The 17,831-nt window shown below is 61.2% G+C and carries 21 protein-coding genes; 15 read left to right on the plus strand and 6 right to left on the minus strand.

The window, feature by feature from the left end; genetic code table 11:
- The first annotated feature begins 6 nt into the window (after positions 1-6).
- The 3 genes from AC1RLZ_RS07190 (at position 7) to AC1RLZ_RS07200 (ending at position 3,424) form a co-directional block, all read left to right on the plus strand.
- Positions 7-1,251, plus strand: a complete 1,245-nt coding sequence (locus AC1RLZ_RS07190) for an acyl-CoA dehydrogenase (protein WP_493188082.1) — start codon at positions 7-9, stop codon at positions 1,249-1,251.
- A gap of 120 nt (positions 1,252-1,371) precedes the next feature.
- Positions 1,372-2,613, plus strand: coding sequence for an acyl-CoA dehydrogenase (locus AC1RLZ_RS07195; RefSeq protein WP_493188083.1), 1,242 nt, complete (start codon positions 1,372-1,374; stop codon positions 2,611-2,613).
- A gap of 127 nt (positions 2,614-2,740) precedes the next feature.
- On the plus strand, positions 2,741-3,424 hold the full coding sequence (locus tag AC1RLZ_RS07200; protein ID WP_493188084.1) for a nitroreductase: 684 nt from the start codon (positions 2,741-2,743) through the stop codon (positions 3,422-3,424).
- 180 nt (positions 3,425-3,604) lie between these two features.
- Here the strand turns inward: AC1RLZ_RS07200 and AC1RLZ_RS07205 are convergent, their stop codons facing one another.
- Positions 3,605-4,411: an enoyl-CoA hydratase/isomerase family protein gene (locus AC1RLZ_RS07205; RefSeq protein WP_493188085.1), complete on the minus strand. Its 807-nt coding sequence runs from the start codon at positions 4,409-4,411 to the stop codon at positions 3,605-3,607.
- Between the two features lie 268 nt (positions 4,412-4,679).
- On the opposite strand from AC1RLZ_RS07205, the gene AC1RLZ_RS07210 reads away from it, so the two are divergent.
- The 4 genes from AC1RLZ_RS07210 (at position 4,680) to AC1RLZ_RS07225 (ending at position 7,348) form a co-directional block, all read left to right on the plus strand.
- Positions 4,680-5,339 (plus strand): Crp/Fnr family transcriptional regulator, encoded by a 660-nt coding sequence (locus tag AC1RLZ_RS07210; protein WP_493188086.1) that lies wholly within the window; start codon positions 4,680-4,682, stop codon positions 5,337-5,339.
- Between the two features lie 15 nt (positions 5,340-5,354).
- Positions 5,355-6,200 (plus strand): DUF6537 domain-containing protein, encoded by an 846-nt coding sequence (locus AC1RLZ_RS07215; RefSeq protein ID WP_493188087.1) that lies wholly within the window; start codon positions 5,355-5,357, stop codon positions 6,198-6,200.
- A 170-nt stretch (positions 6,201-6,370) separates the two neighbouring features.
- A complete protein-coding gene (locus tag AC1RLZ_RS07220; RefSeq protein ID WP_371424390.1) occupies positions 6,371-6,775 on the plus strand; it encodes a DUF3307 domain-containing protein in 405 nt (134 codons plus the stop codon).
- Positions 6,776-6,931: 156 nt separating this feature from the next.
- Entirely contained in the window at positions 6,932-7,348 is a 417-nt protein-coding gene (locus AC1RLZ_RS07225) for a hypothetical protein (RefSeq protein ID WP_371424389.1), read from the plus strand.
- Positions 7,349-7,359: 11 nt separating this feature from the next.
- Here the strand turns inward: AC1RLZ_RS07225 and AC1RLZ_RS07230 are convergent, their stop codons facing one another.
- Positions 7,360-7,689 (minus strand): YkgJ family cysteine cluster protein, encoded by a 330-nt coding sequence (locus tag AC1RLZ_RS07230; RefSeq protein WP_116662682.1) that lies wholly within the window; start codon positions 7,687-7,689, stop codon positions 7,360-7,362.
- 60 nt (positions 7,690-7,749) lie between these two features.
- Positions 7,750-8,448, minus strand: coding sequence for a helix-turn-helix transcriptional regulator (locus AC1RLZ_RS07235; RefSeq protein WP_068735007.1), 699 nt, complete (start codon positions 8,446-8,448; stop codon positions 7,750-7,752).
- A 104-nt stretch (positions 8,449-8,552) separates the two neighbouring features.
- On the opposite strand from AC1RLZ_RS07235, the gene AC1RLZ_RS07240 reads away from it, so the two are divergent.
- A complete protein-coding gene (locus tag AC1RLZ_RS07240; protein ID WP_493188088.1) occupies positions 8,553-8,756 on the plus strand; it encodes a hypothetical protein in 204 nt (67 codons plus the stop codon).
- A gap of 58 nt (positions 8,757-8,814) precedes the next feature.
- Positions 8,815-9,540, plus strand: a complete 726-nt coding sequence (locus AC1RLZ_RS07245) for a glutathione S-transferase family protein (protein ID WP_493188089.1) — start codon at positions 8,815-8,817, stop codon at positions 9,538-9,540.
- 14 nt (positions 9,541-9,554) lie between these two features.
- Here AC1RLZ_RS07245 and AC1RLZ_RS07250 read toward each other — a convergent pair whose 3' ends face one another.
- The gene (locus tag AC1RLZ_RS07250) at positions 9,555-10,181 is read right to left on the minus strand and encodes a pyridoxamine 5'-phosphate oxidase family protein (RefSeq protein ID WP_493188090.1); all 627 of its coding nucleotides are present in this window, start codon (positions 10,179-10,181) and stop codon (positions 9,555-9,557) included.
- Positions 10,182-10,303: 122 nt separating this feature from the next.
- Here AC1RLZ_RS07250 and AC1RLZ_RS07255 point away from each other — a divergent pair, with 122 nt between their 5' ends.
- On the plus strand, positions 10,304-11,203 hold the full coding sequence (locus AC1RLZ_RS07255; protein ID WP_493188091.1) for a LysR family transcriptional regulator: 900 nt from the start codon (positions 10,304-10,306) through the stop codon (positions 11,201-11,203).
- Between the two features lie 6 nt (positions 11,204-11,209).
- Here AC1RLZ_RS07255 and AC1RLZ_RS07260 read toward each other — a convergent pair whose 3' ends face one another.
- Both AC1RLZ_RS07260 and pobA read right to left on the minus strand, forming a co-directional pair.
- Positions 11,210-11,629, minus strand: coding sequence for a PaaI family thioesterase (locus AC1RLZ_RS07260; RefSeq protein ID WP_493188092.1), 420 nt, complete (start codon positions 11,627-11,629; stop codon positions 11,210-11,212).
- Between the two features lie 254 nt (positions 11,630-11,883).
- Positions 11,884-13,056: a 4-hydroxybenzoate 3-monooxygenase gene (pobA, locus tag AC1RLZ_RS07265; RefSeq protein WP_493188093.1), complete on the minus strand. Its 1,173-nt coding sequence runs from the start codon at positions 13,054-13,056 to the stop codon at positions 11,884-11,886.
- A gap of 203 nt (positions 13,057-13,259) precedes the next feature.
- On the opposite strand from pobA, the gene AC1RLZ_RS07270 reads away from it, so the two are divergent.
- The 5 genes from AC1RLZ_RS07270 to AC1RLZ_RS07290 all read left to right on the plus strand — a co-directional run bounded on the left by AC1RLZ_RS07270 (position 13,260) and on the right by AC1RLZ_RS07290 (position 17,797).
- Positions 13,260-14,282, plus strand: coding sequence for a TRAP transporter substrate-binding protein (locus AC1RLZ_RS07270; protein WP_493188094.1), 1,023 nt, complete (start codon positions 13,260-13,262; stop codon positions 14,280-14,282).
- A 263-nt stretch (positions 14,283-14,545) separates the two neighbouring features.
- On the plus strand, positions 14,546-15,043 hold the full coding sequence (locus AC1RLZ_RS07275; RefSeq protein ID WP_493188388.1) for a TRAP transporter small permease: 498 nt from the start codon (positions 14,546-14,548) through the stop codon (positions 15,041-15,043).
- Positions 15,044-15,048: 5 nt separating this feature from the next.
- Entirely contained in the window at positions 15,049-16,359 is a 1,311-nt protein-coding gene (locus AC1RLZ_RS07280; protein WP_493188095.1) for a TRAP transporter large permease, read from the plus strand.
- Positions 16,360-16,363: 4 nt separating this feature from the next.
- The gene (locus AC1RLZ_RS07285) at positions 16,364-16,828 is read left to right on the plus strand and encodes a DUF3237 domain-containing protein (protein ID WP_493188096.1); all 465 of its coding nucleotides are present in this window, start codon (positions 16,364-16,366) and stop codon (positions 16,826-16,828) included.
- Between the two features lie 171 nt (positions 16,829-16,999).
- Entirely contained in the window at positions 17,000-17,797 is a 798-nt protein-coding gene (locus AC1RLZ_RS07290; RefSeq protein WP_493188097.1) for a crotonase/enoyl-CoA hydratase family protein, read from the plus strand.
- Positions 17,798-17,831: the final 34 nt, after the last annotated feature.

The following is a 17,831-nucleotide window of genomic DNA, read 5'->3' on the forward strand; positions in this document are numbered from 1 at the left end:
ATCGAGATGAATTTCGATGACACCCCGCAGGAGGCCGCGTTCCGCGCCGAGGCGAAAGCCTGGATCGCGGCCAATGCGCCCAAGCAATATGAAGACGAGCTGAAAAAGGCCGCGCTTGGCCGCATTCAGCTCAGGAGCGCGAATATTCTCGAAGTCGCGAAAGCCTGGCAGAAGAAGAAGGCCGATGCCGGCTGGGCGGTCCCGCATTGGCCGAAGGAGTATGGCGGTCGCGGCGCTTCTCCGATCGAGCGCGTGATCTGGCAGCAGGAAGAGGGCGTGTTCGGCAAGCTCGGCGCGCTGTTCATCATCGGTCACGGCATGTGCGGCCCGACCATGATGGCCTATGCCGCCGAGGAGCATAAGCGGCAGTATTTGCCGCCGCTGGCCTCCGGCGAGAAGATCTGGTGCCAGTTGTTCTCCGAACCGGCCGGCGGCTCCGACGTCGCCGGTTTGCGCACCCGCGCCGAGAAGGACGGCGATGACTGGATCATCAATGGCCAGAAGATCTGGACCTCCGGCGCGCATTACTCGGATTACGGCATCCTGATTACCCGCACCGATCCCACTGTGCCGAAGCACAAGGGTCTCACCATGTTCTTCCTGGACATGAAGAGCCCGGGCGTCGAGGTGAAGCCGATCAAGCAGGCCAACGGCCAGGCCGAATTCAACGAGGTCTATTTCACCGACGTGCGGATTCCCGATGCGCAGCGCCTCGGTGCCGTCGGCGATGGCTGGAACGTGTCGCTGACCACGCTGATGAACGAGCGCATGGCGATCGGCGCCAATGTCGCCACCGGCTTCCCGGAGCTGTTCGAATTCTGCAACAGCCTGATGCTGGATGACGGTCCGGCGATAGATGACCCGGCCGTGCGCTCCAGGCTCGCCAACTGGGCGGTGCGCGCCAGCGGCCTCCGCTACACCAGCTTCCGCGCCATCTCGGCGCTGTCGCGCGGTGAGCGACCGGGTCCGGAAAATTCCATCGGCAAGCTCGTTGCCGGCGCCATGCTGCAGGACGTCGCGACCTATGCGCTCGATCTGCAGGGCGCGGCCGGTGTGCTGAACGGACCGGAAGACGCAGAGGTTGCCGGCAAATTCCAGGCGATGCTGCTGCGTTCGCCTGCGACGCGCGTCGAGGGCGGCACTGACGAGATCCTGCGCAACATCATCGCGGAACGCGTGCTCGGCCTGCCGGGCGACATCCGCGTCGACAAGGACGTGCCATTCAACAAGATCCCGACCAAGGGACGATAAGTCAGCCTGTAGGATGGGTGGAGCGCAGCGAAACCCATCAATGTCCGCGCAAGCCCATCGATGGGTTTCGCAAGGGCTCTACCCATCCTACGCTTTCTTTTCTCATTGAGGACGACTGCCATGAATTTCGATGACACGCCGCAGGAAGCCGAATTCCGCGCGATCGCGCGCAAGTGGATCGACGCCAATGCGCCGAAGGAGCTGGAGGCCGAGCTGACCAAGCCGTCGGCCAAGCGCGCCTCTGAGAAGCGCGATGCGATGCTCGATGTCGCCAAGGCCTGGCAGAAGAAGAAAGCCGATGCCGGCTGGGCCTGCCTGCACTGGCCGAAGGAATATGGCGGTCGTGGGTCGACGCCGATCGAGCGCGTGATCTGGCAGCAGGAAGAGGGCGTCTATGACAAGCTCGCGCGGCCTTTCGCTATCGGGCAGGGCATGTGTGGTCCTACCGTGATGGCCTATGCCTCCGAAGACCAGAAGCGCAAATACCTGCCGCCTTTGGCATCGGGTGAGAAAGTCTGGTGTCAGTTGTTCTCCGAACCTGCCGGGGGATCCGACGTCGCCGGTCTGCGCACGCGTGCTGAAAAGGATGGTGACGACTGGATCATCAACGGCCAGAAGATCTGGACCTCCGGTGCGCACTACTCGGACTACGGCATCCTGATCACCCGCACGGACCCGAATGTGCCCAAGCACAAGGGCCTCACCATGTTCTTCCTGGACATGAAGAGCGACGGCGTCGAGGTGAAGCCGATCAAGCAGGCCAATGGCATGCAGGAATTCAACGAGGTGTTCTTCACCAATGTCCGGATTCCAGACAGCCAGCGCCTTGGCGCAGTCGGTGACGGCTGGAACGTATCGCTGACCACGCTGATGAACGAGCGCATGTCGATCGGCTCACGCGTCGCGACCGGCTTCCCGGAACTGTTCGAATTCTGCAGCAACCTGATGCTGGAGGATGGTCTTGCCATCGATGATCCCAATGTGCGCTCCAGGCTCGCAAGCTGGGCGGTGAAGAATTTCGGCCTGAAATATACCAGCTATCGCTCGATCTCGGCGCTGTCGAAGGGCGAGCGTCCAGGTCCGGAGAACTCCATCGGCAAGCTGGTCTCGGGCATGATGATGCAGGATATCGCGATGTTCGCCGCCGATCTGCAGGGCGCTTCCGGTGCGCTTGTCGGCGCCGATGCGGAAGCGGCCGGCGAATTCCAGGCGACGATCCTGGGTTCGCCCTCGATGCGTATCGCCGGCGGTACCGACGAGATCCTGCGCAATATCATCGCCGAGCGCGTGCTCGGTCTGCCGGGCGACATCCGCGTTGATAAGGACGTGCCGTTTAACAAGGTTCCGACCAAGGGACGGTGACATCTCCGTCCTCATCCTGAGTAATATGTAGGATGGGTAGAGCGACTTCGCGAAACCCATCATCTCAATGCATTGCCGTGATGGGTTTCGCGAAGTCGCTCTACCCATCCTACAGGCCGAGGATTTCATGACTGACACTGCTCCCATCGATACGCTCGAAGATCTCCTCGCGTCGCGCTACTCCTGCCGCGCCTTCAAACCTGACGCTGTGCCGCGCGCGATTATCGAGCGCATTCTCAATGCCGCGCAGAAGACCGCGTCGTGGTGCAACAGCCAGCCGTGGCAGGTGACGATTACGTCGGGTGAAGCCACCAGGAAGTTTCGCGACGTGCTCTATCCCGTCGCGGCCGCAGGCACACCGAATTCCGGCGATTTCCCGTTTCCGCGCGAATATCGCGGGGTCTATCTGGATCGCCGCCGTGAAAGCGGCTTTCAGCTCTACAACACGCTGGGCATCGCAAGGGGCGACAAGACCGCCTATGCCGAACAGGCGCTGCAGAATTTCAAATTCTTCGGCGCGCCGCATGTGGCGATCATTACCTCGGACGAGGCGCTCGGCGTCTATGGCGCGGTGGACTGCGGCGGCTACGTGAACAACTTCATGCTGGCGGCGCAGGCGCTGGGACTGGCGACCGTGCCGCAGGCCGCGCTGGCATTTCATTCGGCGGTGGTCCGCCAGCATTTTGGCATGAGCGATGACCGCCGCGTGGTTTGCGGCATCTCGTTTGGCTATCCGGATCGCGAGCACAAGGTAAACAGCTATCGGACGAACCGCGCGCAGCTGGACGATGTAGCGACGTTTGTCGGATAGATAAGGCTGTGCCTCGCTTCCTTCGCCCCGCTTGCGGGAAGAGGGTGGCTCGAATGACCGACGGCCGTTCGAGACGGGTGAGGGGGAGCCAGCGAGTGAACCCTTACCCGAAGGCTCTGCTTCGCTCGCCTTCGATCTTTCCCCGCAAGCGGGGCGAGGGAAGAGTAGCACAGCGCCAGATCAAAACCTCGGCGCCCGTTTCTCCGCAAACGCCTTCGTGCCTTCCTTGATCTCGTCGCCGCGCATGCTGTCCCGCGCGCGCTGGTCGGCCGCAGCCTCGTCCAGCTCGCCGCGGGCGAATTCGTTGATCGCCTGCTTCATGCCGCGCATGGCGACCGGCGCATTGCCGGCGAGAGTATTCGCGAGCTTGTCGACTTCCTCGTCCAGCGCCTCGGCGGGCACCATGGCGGTGAGGTAGCCGATGCGGAGCAGTTCGCTGGCTTCCAGCTTCTGAGCGGTGAGGAACAGCCGCTTGGCGTTGTCGACCCCGAGCCGGCTCACATAGCGTTTGATGCCGCCCTTGTAGTAGTGCAGCCCGAGCCGGGCTGCCGGCATGAACATCTCGCAGGTATCGACGCCGATGCGGAAGTCGCAGGCCAGCGCCAGGTCGGTCGAGCCGCCATAAACGCCGCCATTGAGCCGGCAGATGGTCGGCAGCCCCAGATCCTCGAGCCGGTTGGCGACGGCTTCGAAGGCCGATCCGGAAGAACCTTCTGCTACGGATTTGGGTGCACTTGCCGCGCGCTCGGTGATGGCATTGAGGTCGAAACCGGCGCTGAAGGCCCGGCCAGTGCCGGTCAGGACCAGTACCCTGATGGTGCGATCCGCCTCCACGCGATCGAACAGCTCCATCAGGGTGTCCAGATCGGGCTGGGACAGCCGGTTCAGCTTCCGGGGGCGGTTCAGGCGGATGGTGGCGCGGGGGCCGTCGATGGTCAGAACGGGTGGCGAGGACTGGTCTGACGCGGTTTCTGTCGTTTCCGACATGTTGTTCTTCTCCCTGGCGTTTTCGAGCCCGGTTCGCGTTTGGAAAACGCGTCGAATCAAAAATCGCGTATCTCGGTGCGGGCAGTAAATGGACCGTGCCCGTACCCGGATGGCGCGTCAATCCGCGCATCGGACCGCGATTTTGAGCGGCTGCAAAGCGGGCTATTTTAACCGGATGGGCTATATTGCAGATGCAAAAGGCCCGGTTATCCGTCCTTCATGTTGGCGGGTGACGATGCGGTCGTTCCTGAAAACCCGGTTTGCTCCCATGGATATGTCCTATCTCCATCACGCCGGCAGTGCCTTCGCCACCATCTTCGTGGTGGCGACCTGCACGATGCGCACGATGATCCCGCTGCGGGTGTTCGGCATCATGGCCAACGTCCTGCTGATCGCGATCTCGATCCCGACCCACAACTATCCGACGATGGCTCTGCATACGGTCCTGCTGCCGCTCAATATCTATCGCCTGCGCCAGATGCTGCAATTGGTGCAGGATGTGAAGAAGTCAGTGAACTCGGACCTGTCGATGGAATGGCTGAAGCCGTTCATGACCAAGCGCCCTTGCAAGGCCGGCGAGATCCTTTTCTACAAGGACGAGAAGGCCGAGGACATGTTCTACATCGTCAGTGGCCGCTATCGTCTCGTCGAGTCCGGGATCGAACTGCCGGTCGGCGCCATTGTCGGCGAGCTTGGCATGTTGTCACCCACGAATGAGCGCACCCAGACGCTGGAGTGTATCGAGCCAGGCATGGTGCTCAGCGTCAGCTACAGCCAGGTTGAAGAGCTCTACGTGCAGAATCCGGAATTCGGTTTCTTTTTCTTGCGTCTCGCCAGCGCGCGGTTGTTCGAGAATATCAACAAGCTGGAAGCGCGCCTCGCCAAGCAGGATGCACCCGCATTGCCGATGGCGCCGCAGCCCGTATAAGCGTCAGGACGTCCTGTGGCAGGCTTTATCAACGTCATCCGCTCCACGCTCGCCGAACTGGCGAACAAGGACGAACCTGTGGCGCCTGTCCTGCCGGCAGGCCTGCCGGATGCGGTGCGTCCGGTGGCGCAGGATGGCGTGAATCTGCTGGTCAACTATCAGAGCGCCGGCTACGCACAGCTCTATAGCAACCGGCTGCGTCGCTTCGTCGGCCGGCGAAATGTCGATGACGAACTGTTCTGCGAGATTGCGCGGCTGCTCGCCGTGCGCATGAGTTATCAAGATCCAATCCGCATCGCACAGCTCAAGCTGCAGGAGCCCGTGATACCCGGTCGGCCGCCGGTGGTCGACAAGCGGCGCTTTCGGCTTGATGAACTGGTGTCGGCATTGCCGGAGATCGTCGGTGATCCCCTGATGTGGGCACTTGAGCGCATCTATTGCGCGCATCGCACGGTGCCCATTCGGTTCAGCAAGGCGAGCATTTGGGGCGTCAAACGTCTTGAGTTCGAATCCTGGCTGCGACGCTGGCGCCTGTTGTCGACGCGCTACGAGACCGAGCGTGTCTGGGTTGAGCGCTGGCTGCATATGATCGATCGCGCATTGACCCGGCAGCCCGACGCGGCACTGGCCATCGTGCAGACGGCCACCATGATCGAAGGCTACGGCACCGGCTACCGGCAAGGCATGGCCGCCTGGCATCAGATCATCGACGGGCTTGCCAAGCCAGTTTTCGATGGAACGTTGGTGATTGCCGATCTGTCGGACGCAATCGCACGTGCGCGTGCGGTTCCGCGCGACCCCAAGGGTGACCAATTACGCAAGGCGATCGGCGAACTCCGCGCGCACGAGGTGATCAGCTAGCGTGAAAATGGAATATGGACGGTGATATCCCGGTTGAATGGCTGTGCAGGAAGCGGTGAGTTTCAGGTTCCGCAGCGTGCATTCCCGGTTTTGGAGTGTCATAAATAGGGCGCGCGATCGGGATCGGCTGGGCAGGCCGTTCTCTCGTGACCGGTGAGAGGGACGTCAGCTTGTTGTTTCCTGCAATGTCGTCGTCGATTGCTCTGGGCGGGCTCGTCGGGTGGATGCTCGTCCTCACCGTCAAGCACGTGATCGCGGATTTCCTGTTGCAGAACGCCTGGATGGCGATGGGCAAGGATCAGCGGACCGGATGGGCGCTGCCGCTGCTGACGCATTGTGCAATCCATGGTGTCCTCACGACATTGTTCGTGGCCGTCGTACAGCCGAAGCTCTGGTTCCTGGGGCTGGTCGATTTCGCCATCCACATCACCATCGATCGGCTCAAGGGCATCTGCGTGTCGCATTTCGGCGTAACGCAGGGTCATCGCTGGTTCTGGTGGCTGATCGGTATCGATCAGGCGCTGCACCACTTGACCGACTTCTTCTTGGCCATCTTCATCGTCGCCAACAGCTGATGCGCATTTGAACGCTTCGAGTTCCAATGTGGCGGTATCGCGGCGCGGCTGCCACATTTCAAACTGTTACTCAAGAGTCGCACCCGGCCATTAAGGCTGTTGGTTAACTGCACGTTAGGAAATTCAACCGCATCCTCATCAACGAGGAGAAACGCCATGCGGTCCAGCCGTCAAGCTTTTGAAAACGATTTTTGCCCCGTCGAGGAAGACCTGCTCGGTGCAATGTATCGTGCAAATGAGAATGGCCTGCCCCATCTTGTGGCGAGCGTTTCATCCGATGTTCGCGCGATGCTGGCCTTGTTCTGCTATCGCCGCAGTCATCTCCATGCCTTGGCGATCTCGATCGCATCGAGCTGCAGCGAACGTGAGCTGATCGAATTCGGTGGCCGCGTCGGGTCCACACTCTACGCGTTGTCCCACGACACCGCCGTAGCGCGTCCTTCGGTGTCGGCCTATCACAGCCGCAAGGCCATCACGCTGTCGACCAAGCCGCTCTCGACGCTGGCGCCGATGGATGACGATCTCGACGACGAACTGGACGACAAGGCACTCGCTCACACCGTTACGGCGTGAACAGACGCCAACTATTCTGCGGCTGCCAGCACGGGCAGCCCGTGCCGGCGTCGCGCCATGGCACATTCGGGATCGCCGGGCATGCAGGTCCGGCACACGTCCGGCCTGACTGCATAGATCCCGCAGGCTGTTGCCTCTCCAATTTTTCCCGTCAGCGCGCTGCAGCGATCGCCATCGCAGCGCATTCCCGATTCACGATCATTGATGTATTTGGCCGGGATCAGATCGAGATCGGCATCGTCCTCGATGGTGAAGCGCGGCCAGTTGCTCGAATATGAACAACACGCGCCACAGGCCTGGCACGGGCTGGCGTCGCTGATCGTGGTGGCATCGCTTGTCATGCCGCGGTTTATCGCGATCGGGCGGATTGCGCCAGCCGTGCAGATGCAGGCTCACCTGTTTCAGGTATCCTGTGGCCGCTCCCAGCTCAGCGTCTTGCGCCATTTGCTGCGCAGCGTTTCGCGCCGTTCCGGATACTTCTCATCGAGGAAGTGGGCCTCGATCGCGCGGTCGGTTCGAAAACTGCGGAAATCCTTGCGAAGCTCGCACCACGCCGCCAGCAGCCGCACGGCTTCCAGATAACCCACCGCGATCGGCCAGACGATGCGCTCGCTGTTGCGACCGGCTTCGTCCCGGTAAAGCAGCCGGACCTTCTTGCCCGCATGAATATGCGCGCGCATTTGCACCATATCCATACTGTCGGCGGCGCCGTGGAAATCCGGCCGCGCGCGGCTCGCGGGTTCCAGCACAAACGGGCGTAGGCGCTCGGGCACGGTGTCCGCGATCTTCGCAATGAGATCCTGTGCCGCCTTGGCCAAGGCCGGATCTGCGTGGCCCATCACCCATTGCGCGCCAAGCACGGCGGCTTCGATTTCGTCGGGTGTCAGCATCAGCGGCGGCATATCGAAGCCGCGTTCGAGGATATAGCCCATGCCGGCTTCGCCGCGGATCGGGACGCGTTGTGCCATCAGCGTCGCGATGTCGCGATAGATCGTCCGTTTTGACGTTTCGAGTTCGGCGGCAATGGCATCCGCTGTCAGCGGCTTCCGCGTGCGGCGGAGCACCTGGATGATTTGAAACAGCCGGTCGGCGCGTCTCATGGTCGTCTCTCTGTCATTGTTGGTCCGCGGTGGATGCTGACAGCATGTTGGCAGCAGGGGGCAGGCATACAGGACCCAGGTTCAAACGAACGAAGGATTCTGCAATGACCGCTTTCGAGTGTCTCGAAGCATTTTCGCATGATGACCGCCTCTGGCGCATCCGGGCATGGCTGCTCGAACGCACAATTTTTGTCCTGTCCGGAGACCTCCGCTGGGCCCTGATCGGGCTCGGCTGGCGCATGGCCACCGCCGTGGTGGGCCAGACGCGCGTCTGGGCCGCCAGCGTCACGCGACGCGACGGCTGCTGACACCACGGTGGCAGCAGCGAATGCCTAGTCTTTTGTCCTTATCACTCGGAGAAACCACATGATCGTCCTTCACGGCGCAGGCGCGGGCTTTGGTCTGCCGGAAATCAGCCCTTTCGTCACCAAGACGGAAGTCCAGCTCAAGATGGCCGGCTTGCCCTATCAGAAGCAACCGGCACGTCCGCAGGATTCGCCGAAAGGGCAGATGCCCTATATCGACGACGGGGTTGAGACCATCGCCGACTCCACCTTCATCCGAGCCTATATCGAACGCAAATATGACGTGGATTTCGATAAGGGTCTCGATCTCGCTCAACGTGCACAGGCCTGGGCGATCGAGCGGATGATCGAGCATCACCTCTATTGGTCGCTGGTCGGCGTGCGCTGGGTCGATGCCGATAACTTCGCCAAGGGACCATCGCGCTTCTTCGATGGTGTGCCGGAGGCGCATCGTGCCGAAATTCGCGAAGCCGCGCGAAAGTCTGTCATTCAGAATCATCTGGCGAGCGGCCTTGGCCGGCATCCGGCGGATGAGGCGCTCCAGCTCGCCGATCGGTCATTGATGGCGCTGTCGGTGCTGTTGGCCGGAAAGTCCCACCTGATGAGCAACCGCCCCGCCGGTGTCGATGCGACGGCATTCGGCGTCCTGGCCGGAATTCTGTCGCCTCTGTTTCCATCACCGTTGCAGCGTCAGTTGCAGCGTTACGGGAATCTCGTCGCTTACGTCGATCGCATGATGGCGGAGTATTATCCCGAGCACGTCTGGCAGTGCAGCGTCGCAGCCTGAACCCTGCACGGTTTTCAATGCGGCGACGCTGAGTCCTTCAGCGTCGCCAGCTCGGCTTCCAGCTCTGCGATCCGCGCATCGCGCGCTGCCAGTGCTGCAGCAACATCGGCGGCATCGAATTTCTGCGGGATATGCTGCGGGCAATTGGTATCCCATGCGGCGATGGTGAACAGGATCACTTGCTCGGGCTTGGCGCGATAGCCTTGGGGCATCAGCGATGCCAGCAGCGCCGGATCGTCCTCCACCACCCGCGCCGTTCCCCAGAGCTTGACCCGGCGACGATGTGCGAAATCCATGATGAAGATGTTCGCCTTGGGATTTTCGGCCAGATTGCCTTGCGTGATGTATTGCCGGTTGCCGCTGTAATCGGCGAAGGCCAGCGTCTGCTTGTCGAGCACCTTCACGAAGCCGGCTGGCCCGCCGCGATGCTGGATGTAGGGCTGGCCGTCCGCGCTGGCGGTGGCAAAGAACAGGCTGTTGGTTTCAGCCAGAAACGCAGCAAGATTGTCATCGACCTCGGTGCGCCAGCCGCCGTTTTCCTCAACATGCGCATAGCCGGAACGCGACCCCTTGCGGGTTTGGATCGCCTTGACGGTCGGCGTGAAGGCAATGTCGCTGGAATAGGTGTGGCTGTTTGACATGGCTTACTCCTGATTGGAGCTGGGAACAGGATACGTTCTCGCCAGTCAAAAATGGCTTCTTCTTCGCAATAGAACAATCATCGGAATTGACACTTCATTGTTGCGGGATATGAAATGGTTGGATGGATCGCATCGAAGCCATGACCGTCTTCGTCGCCGTGGCGGACCTGCAGGGGTTTGCGCCTGCGGCCCGCAAGCTTGGACTCTCCGCCTCGGCCGTCACCCGCATGGTGGCTGCTCTGGAAGAGCGACTCGGCGCCCGCCTGCTTCAGCGGACCACCCGCTCAGTGATGCTGACCGATGTCGGCGCGCGCTATCTGCAACGAGCGCGCCAGATTCTCGCGGACATCGAGGAGGCCGAAGGCTCCGCACAGGCCGAACGCGCACAGCCGAACGGGCGTCTGGTCGTCTCCGCACCCGTCGGCTTCGGGCGTCTGCACGTCACGCCCCTGATATCGGCCTATCTGCAGCGTTATCCCGATGTGTCAGGCGAATTGCGACTGACTGATCACGTGGTCAGTCTGGTCGAAGACGGGATCGATGTCGCCGTCCGGATCGGCCATCTCCCCGATTCCAGTCTGGTGGTGCGTCATGTCGGCAGCATGCCGCGTATCGTCGTCGCGTCGCCGGATTATCTGGCGCGGCGCGGGGAGCCGAAGACGCCGGAGGACATTGCGAAGCACGATACGATCCAGTTCGGTGCCATTGCATCAGCGCCGGAATGGCGCTTCGTGCAGGATGGCGATGACATTCGCATCACGCATATGCCGCGTTTCACGACCGACGTTGCCGATGCCGCCATCTGGCATGCCGAGCATGGCGGCGGCCTGACCCGCGTGCTGGCCTATCAGGCGGCCGATGCGCTGACGGCCGGACGCCTCAAACGCGTGCTCATGAGGTTCGAGCCGCCAGCGGTGCCGATCCATATCGTCTATCCGACGTCGCGGCTGTTGTCTGCGAAAGTGCGCGTCTTCATCGATCTCGCTGCCGAAACCTGCCACTGGGATTTCAGCAAGCGATAGCCAGTGCTACACTTTTGGTGGTGCCACACTGAACGTGCCATTCGCCCGGGCGCAGGGCTCGCCATCCGCCGTGATCAGCGCTTGCGCAAAGCAAAGGCGCTTGCCGGTCTTGATCACTTCGGTCTCGATCTGCAGCCACTGTCCGATCTGTGCGGCGCCGAGAAAATCGGCGGACAGATTGACGGTCACCAGCCGTGTGCCGCCGCCGACTACATGCCCGCAACTCAGGCCCATCGCATTGTCGGCCAGCGCCGTGATCAGCCCGCCATGCGCCATGCCGCGCGAATTGGTATGCGCTTCGGCGATGCGGAGACCGAGGATGATGTTGCTGTCCGTCACCTTCGAATAGATCGGCTCCCACGGGGCGGTGAGGGGGCTCTTGCGATAATGTGGCGCGAAGCCATCGGGGATCGAAGTGTCGGTCATGGCGCACCCATCTGGATCGTTTACGCCATAGAAGCGAAAGCATGCGCAAAGGACAGACCAACAAAGTTTGAAACAGATCTGACTGGATGTTTAAAACAGGTGTGACACAGCGATAACGCCAAACCCAGTCCGTCATCACCAGCGAAAGCGGATGAACCGGTAAACAGGGGCGGTTCGGGTCATCACACTTGCCGCTGTTTACTGGGTCACGCGGTCAAGCCGGGTGACGACATGCAGAGTGTGAGTGCGCGGGCCTAATACGGCAGTCCCACATAATTTTCTGCCAGCGATGCCGTCGCGACGTCCGAATGCACGACGTAGTCGAGCTCGGCTTGCTGCAGCTTGGTGCCGAAGCCGTCATTGTCGGGGAAACGATGCATCATCGAAGTCATCCACCACGAGAAACGCACCGCTTTCCACACGCGTTTCAGCGCGATGGCCGAATAGAAGTCGAGACCACTCGAGGATTTCTCGTCATAGAATTCGCGCAGCGCCATGGAGAGGTAATGGACGTCGGAGGCGGCGAGGTTGAGGCCCTTGGCGCCGGTCGGCGGCACGATATGGGCGGCGTCGCCGGCCAGGAACAGCCTGCCGAACCGCATCGGCTCCGCGACAAAACTACGCAGCGGCGCAATGCTCTTCTCCAGCGAAGGACCGGTGATGAGGCTCTCGGCCGCCTCCGTGTCGAGACGGCGACGCAACTCATCCCAGAACATATCGTCGGTCCAGTTCTCGACCTTCTCGTCGAGGGAGCACTGGACGTAATATCGGCTGCGCATCATCGAGCGCATCGAGCACAGCGCGAAGCCGCGTTCGTGATTCGTATAGATCAGCTCATGCGACACCGGCGGCGTATCCGAGAGCAGGCCGAGCCAGCCGAACGGATAGATGCGCTCGAAGGTCTGCACGGCCGAGGCGGGTACGCTCTGCCGCGACACGCCATGGAACCCGTCGCAGCCGGCTATGAAATCGCAGGCGATTTCGTGACTTACGCCATCCTTGACGTAGCGGACGCGGGGGCTTGTGCCGTCGAAATCATGCAGACTGACATTGTCGGCATCATAGACCGTGGTCAGCCCGGCCTTGTCGCGGGCGTCCATCAGGTCGCGGGTGACTTCGGTCTGGCCATAAACCGTGACCACCTTGCCGCCGGAGGCTTTCTTCAGGTCGAGGCGGTGGCGAATTCCGCCGAACAGAAGTTCGATTCCGTCATGGATCAGGCCTTCGTGATGCAGGCGCTCGGTAATCCCCAGCTTTTCCAGCAGGCCCACGGTGCCTTGTTCGAGCACGCCGGCGCGGATCCGTGCCAGCACATAGTCGCGATCCTTGCGTTCGAGAATAACGTTATCGATCCCATAGGCATGCAATAGTTGCCCAAGCAACATTCCAGCCGGACCAGCTCCGATGATGGCAACTTTTGTTCGCAACGCTTGCTCCCGCGGTTGATATAGGCTCTGTCGTCCGACTGAGTTGACAAGTCAAGCGAGGTCGCGACACTGGCTCCGCAACGCGTGCGATCGCACCGCTTGCATGGATGATTATAACATATAACAATATTCGCAAAGGGCCATTCAAGGTCCGGTGAACACGTTCGAGAGAAGACGTCCAGGCGGACGTAGAGGGAGAGACGATGAGGAAAGCAATTCTCGCATTGCTGGCGGCTGGCTGCATCATGCCGGTACTCACGCCCGCGCAGGCGCAAGACAAAACCGTCAATATGAAAGTATCGCTGTGGGTGCCGCCAGCGCATCCGCTGGTGCCGGCCACCCAGGCCTGGGCCGCCGATATCGAGAAGGCCTCGGGCGGCAGCATCAAGATGTCGGTGTTCCCCTCGGAACAGCTCGGCAAGGCATTCGACCATTACGACATGGCGCGCGATGGTATTGCCGATATCACTTATGTGAATCCCGGCTATCAGCCCGGCCGTTTCCCCATCGTGGCCGCAGGTCAGCTGCCCTTCGTGTTCTCGGATGGCAAGAAGGGCACCCTCGCGCTCAACGAGTGGTATCAGAAATACGCCAAGACCGAGATGAAGGACACGAAGCTGTGCTTCGCTTTCATCCACGATCCCGGATCGATCCACGGCAAGAAGAAGATCGTCGTACCGTCAGACCTCAACGGGGTGAAGGTCCGCCCCGCGCAGAGCACCATCGGCGAAATGGTCAAGCTGTTCGGCGGCACCAATGTGCAGGCCTCGGCGCCGGAATCGCGTGATGCGATCGAACGCGGCGTTGCCGACGAGATCGCGTTCCCGTGGGGCTCGATCTTCCTGTTCGGCATCGACAAGGTGGTGAAGTATCACATCGACGTGCCGCTCTATTCGACGGTGTTCACCTACAACATCAACCTCGCCAAGTATAATTCCATGTCCGCGGCGCAGAAGAAGATCATCGACGATCACTGCACGCCGGAATGGGCCTCGAAAGTCACCGATCCCTGGGTCGATTTCGAAGCCAATGGCCGCACCAAGATGAAGGCGCTTCCGGATCACGAGGTCTACAAGCTGACGCCGGAACAGCTTGCCGAGTGGAAGAAGGGTATCCAGCCCCTCAACGCCGCTTGGGCCGCTGCTGTCAAGAAGGCCGGCGGTGACGCCGACGCCATCGATGCAGATCTCAAGGCGATGCTGAAGAAGCACGACGCCGGGTTGTGATTCTGGCCTCTCCCCGCTTGTGGGGAGAGGCCGCCATTCGCATGCGACGCATGTGAATGGCGGGTGAGGGGAAATCTCCGCCGGCTCCGACGCTCGTGGAGAGTCCCCCTCATCCGACTCGTTCGCACTTCGCGCGCGAGCCACCTTCTCCCCGCAAGCGGGGAGAAGAAAGTAAGCGCCATCAGGACCCGCCCATGACCGCCACGCCCCATATCTTCCAGGACGGTGCCCTCGGCATTCCGCCCGACCCGCCGCGCAAGAACATGATGGATCGCTTTATCGATTCCATTGAATGGATCGCCGCATTCTTCGTCGGCATCGTCGCGCTGAACACTTTCATTGCGGTGTTCATGCGAAAATTCTTCGCAGTCACGATCCCCGATTACTACAATATCGGACAGTTCATGCTCGGCGTGCTGATTTTCTGGGGCATCGCCGCGACCTCCTATCGCGGCTCGCACATCACCGTCGATCTGGTCTGGGCCAATGCGACGCCGAAATATCAGCGCTGGATCGACGTGTTCGCAACCTTGGTGCTGCTGTTCGTTGTCACGGTGCAGACCTACACGCTGTTCGACAAGGTGGTGGACACCTATTCGAGCCACATCGTCACCATGGATCTGCAATTACCGGTCTGGCCGTTCTTCCTGCTGTCATGGATCGGCGACGTCTCGGCGGTGCTGCTGATCGCGATCCGCACCTACCGGCTGATCTTCCATCCGGAAGAGATGCATGAACCCGAAATCAAGACGGCAGAGTAAGTCGCATGGACCTCAGTAATGAAGCGGTTGCCGTCATCGGCTTTGTCAGCCTGTTCGTCCTGATGCTGCTGCGCGTGCCGGTGGGCATGGCGATGGGCCTCGTAGGCATCACCGGCTTCGGCTATCTGACGGGCTTTGCGCCGGCACTCAAGCTGGTCGGTCAGACCACCATGCGGACCGTGACGGATTATTCCTTCGGCGTGATCCCGATGTTCCTCCTGATGGGGGCCTTCGTCTCGGTGTCGGGTATCAGCCGTGAACTGTTTCGCGCGGCAAATACATTCGTCGGTCATTGGAAGGGCGGATTGGGCATCGCGACCATCGCCGCCTGCGGCGGCTTTGCTGCGATCTCCGGCTCGTCGGTGGCGACGGCCGCGACATTCTCCGCCGTGGCCTATCCGGAAATGCGCCGTTTCAACTATCCGCAGAGCTTCGCCACCGGCGTCATCGCCGTGGGCGGCACGCTTGGTGCGATGCTGCCGCCGTCCACAGTGCTTGCGGTTTACGGCATCATTACCCAGCAGGACATTGGCAAGCTGTTCATCGCCGGCATCGTGCCGGGCCTGCTCGCTATCGTTATGCACATGATCACCATTGCGATCATCGGCGTGGTCAAACCGGGCTTCCTGCCGGCGGGCCCGAAGGCGTCCTGGCGCGAGCGCGCTGCGGCGATCCGCGACGTTTGGTCGCCGCTGCTGCTGTTCGTCTTCGTGATCGGCGGCCTCTATGGCGGCTTCTTCATTCCGACCGAAGCCGGCGCGGTCGGCGCGGTCGGTGCCTTCATCATCGGCGTGCTGCGCGGCAAACTGAGCAAGGACGGCATCCTGCAGTCATTGTTGCAGGCGACCCGGACCGCAGCCGCCGTGTTCACGGTGCTGATCGGCGCGCTGTGCTTCGGCTACTTCCTCACCATCACGCAGACCCCGCAGCATGTCACCGAATTCCTCACCGGTTTGGGCATTGGACCCTACGGTGTGCTGGCGCTGATCCTTCTGATGTATCTCGTGCTGGGCTGCCTGATGGACGCGATGGCGATGGTCATCCTCACGGTGCCGATCGTGTTTCCTGTGATTATGGCGCTGGGCTTCGATCCGATCTGGTTCGGCATCGTCATCGTCATGACCGTCGAGCTCGGCCTGATCCATCCTCCGGTCGGCATGAACGTCTTCGTCATCAAGAGCGTGATCAAGGATGTCAGCATGGCGACCATCTTCAAGGGCGTCCTGCCCTTTGTGGTCACGGACCTGATCCGCCTTGTATTGCTGATCCTGTTCCCGCTGATTGCCACCTGGCTGCCGACGCGCATGATTGGATGATGCGATGACGACACCGCAACTCGCCACGAAGTATGTCTTCAGCCTCGCTATCAAGGTCGGTACGCCGGTCGTTGCCGGCGACCTCGGATATGGCGTCCGCCGCGTCATCCCGGTCCTTGGTGGGTCCGTGGAGGGCGAGGGTATCAAGGGCACGATCCATCCGACTGGTGCGGATTTCCAGGTCATCCGTCCGGACGGCTTCACCGAACTGGAAGCGAAATACACGTTTGCACTCGACGACGGCGCCATCGTCTATATCGAGAATATCGGCATCCGCTTCGGGCCCAAAGAAGCGCTCGATCGCATTGCACGCGGCGAGGCCGTCGATCCTGCGCTGATCTATTTCCGCTCGGTGCCACGATTTGAAACCGGCCATCCCAAATATCGCTGGCTGATGCAGAACCTGTTCATCGGCGTCGGCGCCCGGCATCCGGATCGGGTCGAACTGGCAGTGCATCAGGTGCTGTGAGACCTGTGCTGCCGGGCAGGGCGATGTGCTGTTCTTGGACCGGATCGCTGTCGCGCACCGAAATACCTGACCTTAACCTAGGACGAAATCAGCCCCTATTGCGCCGCAAGATTGACTCACGGGCCATTCGTTATAAGATATAATTATTCTAGCCAGGACCTAATCGCGCTCATGAACCAAGCCGTCGCCGTTGCCGTTGCCGCCGCCATGCTCCAGATCGAAACCCGGGGCCGCGTGCTGATCGTGGGCCTGAACCGTCCCGCCAAGCGCAACGCGCTGAACGATGGACTGATCCTGGACATCGAGCGTTGCTTCGCGTCGCTGCCGGAAGAGATCGGCGCGGTGGTGATACATGGCATCGGCGGCCATTTCTCCGCCGGCCTCGATCTGTCCGAGCTCATCGAGCGCGACGCGACGGCCGGCCTGATGCATTCGCGCATGTGGCACCGGGTGTTCGATATCATCCAGCATTGCCGTGTCCCGGTGATCGCCGCATTGCAGGGTGCCGTGATCGGCGGCGGGCTTGAACTGGCTTGCTCTGCGCATATTCGTGTCGCGGATCCCTCGGCCTATTACGCGCTGCCGGAAGGTAGTCGCGGCATCTTCGTCGGCGGCGGCGGTTCGATGCGCCTACCGCGCCTGATCGGCGTGCACCGGATGGCCGACATGATGCTCACCGGCCGCGTCTACAAGGCGGAAGAGGGCACGGCGCTCGGCTTCGCGCAATATCTGACGGAAGCCGGCGGCGCACTGCCCAAGGCGATCGAACTCGCCGAACGCGTCGCGCAGAATGCACCGTTGACAAATTTCGCGGTGCTGCAAGCGTTGCCGCTGATCGCTGAAGCCAGTCCGCAGACAGGGTTGATGCTGGAAGCGCTGATGGCGTCGGTGGCGCAGAGCGATCAGGAGGCGAAAAATCGCATCCGCGATTTTCTGGATCGCAAGGCCGGCAAGGTGAAGCCCGGCTGATCCGGGCCAACGACTACCAATAAAAATAAAAGAA

Source organism: Tardiphaga sp. GW822-FHT04G09 (genome assembly GCF_058800725.1).

Bases quoted from the DNA above. Each gene is read 5' to 3' on its own strand.
- AC1RLZ_RS07260 (WP_493188092.1), bottom strand. From the start codon at position 11,629: ATGACCGACACTTCGATCCCCGATGGCTTCGCGCCACATTATCGCAAG.
- AC1RLZ_RS07205 (WP_493188085.1), bottom strand. From the start codon at position 4,411: ATGTCGGAAACGACAGAAACCGCGTCAGACCAGTCCTCGCCACCCGTT.
- AC1RLZ_RS07230 (WP_116662682.1), bottom strand. From the start codon at position 7,689: ATGACAAGCGATGCCACCACGATCAGCGACGCCAGCCCGTGCCAGGCC.
- AC1RLZ_RS07285 (WP_493188096.1), top strand. From the start codon at position 16,364: ATGACGACACCGCAACTCGCCACGAAGTATGTCTTCAGCCTCGCTATC.
- AC1RLZ_RS07275 (WP_493188388.1), top strand. From the start codon at position 14,546: ATGATGGATCGCTTTATCGATTCCATTGAATGGATCGCCGCATTCTTC.
- AC1RLZ_RS07235 (WP_068735007.1), bottom strand. From the start codon at position 8,448: ATGAGACGCGCCGACCGGCTGTTTCAAATCATCCAGGTGCTCCGCCGC.
- AC1RLZ_RS07250 (WP_493188090.1), bottom strand. From the start codon at position 10,181: ATGTCAAACAGCCACACCTATTCCAGCGACATTGCCTTCACGCCGACC.
- AC1RLZ_RS07225 (WP_371424389.1), top strand. From the start codon at position 6,932: ATGCGGTCCAGCCGTCAAGCTTTTGAAAACGATTTTTGCCCCGTCGAG.
- AC1RLZ_RS07245 (WP_493188089.1), top strand. From the start codon at position 8,815: ATGATCGTCCTTCACGGCGCAGGCGCGGGCTTTGGTCTGCCGGAAATC.
- AC1RLZ_RS07280 (WP_493188095.1), top strand. From the start codon at position 15,049: ATGGACCTCAGTAATGAAGCGGTTGCCGTCATCGGCTTTGTCAGCCTG.
- AC1RLZ_RS07255 (WP_493188091.1), top strand. From the start codon at position 10,304: ATGGATCGCATCGAAGCCATGACCGTCTTCGTCGCCGTGGCGGACCTG.
- AC1RLZ_RS07200 (WP_493188084.1), top strand. From the start codon at position 2,741: ATGACTGACACTGCTCCCATCGATACGCTCGAAGATCTCCTCGCGTCG.
- AC1RLZ_RS07195 (WP_493188083.1), top strand. From the start codon at position 1,372: ATGAATTTCGATGACACGCCGCAGGAAGCCGAATTCCGCGCGATCGCG.
- AC1RLZ_RS07240 (WP_493188088.1), top strand. From the start codon at position 8,553: ATGACCGCTTTCGAGTGTCTCGAAGCATTTTCGCATGATGACCGCCTC.
- AC1RLZ_RS07190 (WP_493188082.1), top strand. From the start codon at position 7: ATGAATTTCGATGACACCCCGCAGGAGGCCGCGTTCCGCGCCGAGGCG.
- AC1RLZ_RS07290 (WP_493188097.1), top strand. From the start codon at position 17,000: ATGAACCAAGCCGTCGCCGTTGCCGTTGCCGCCGCCATGCTCCAGATC.
- AC1RLZ_RS07270 (WP_493188094.1), top strand. From the start codon at position 13,260: ATGAGGAAAGCAATTCTCGCATTGCTGGCGGCTGGCTGCATCATGCCG.
- AC1RLZ_RS07210 (WP_493188086.1), top strand. From the start codon at position 4,680: ATGGATATGTCCTATCTCCATCACGCCGGCAGTGCCTTCGCCACCATC.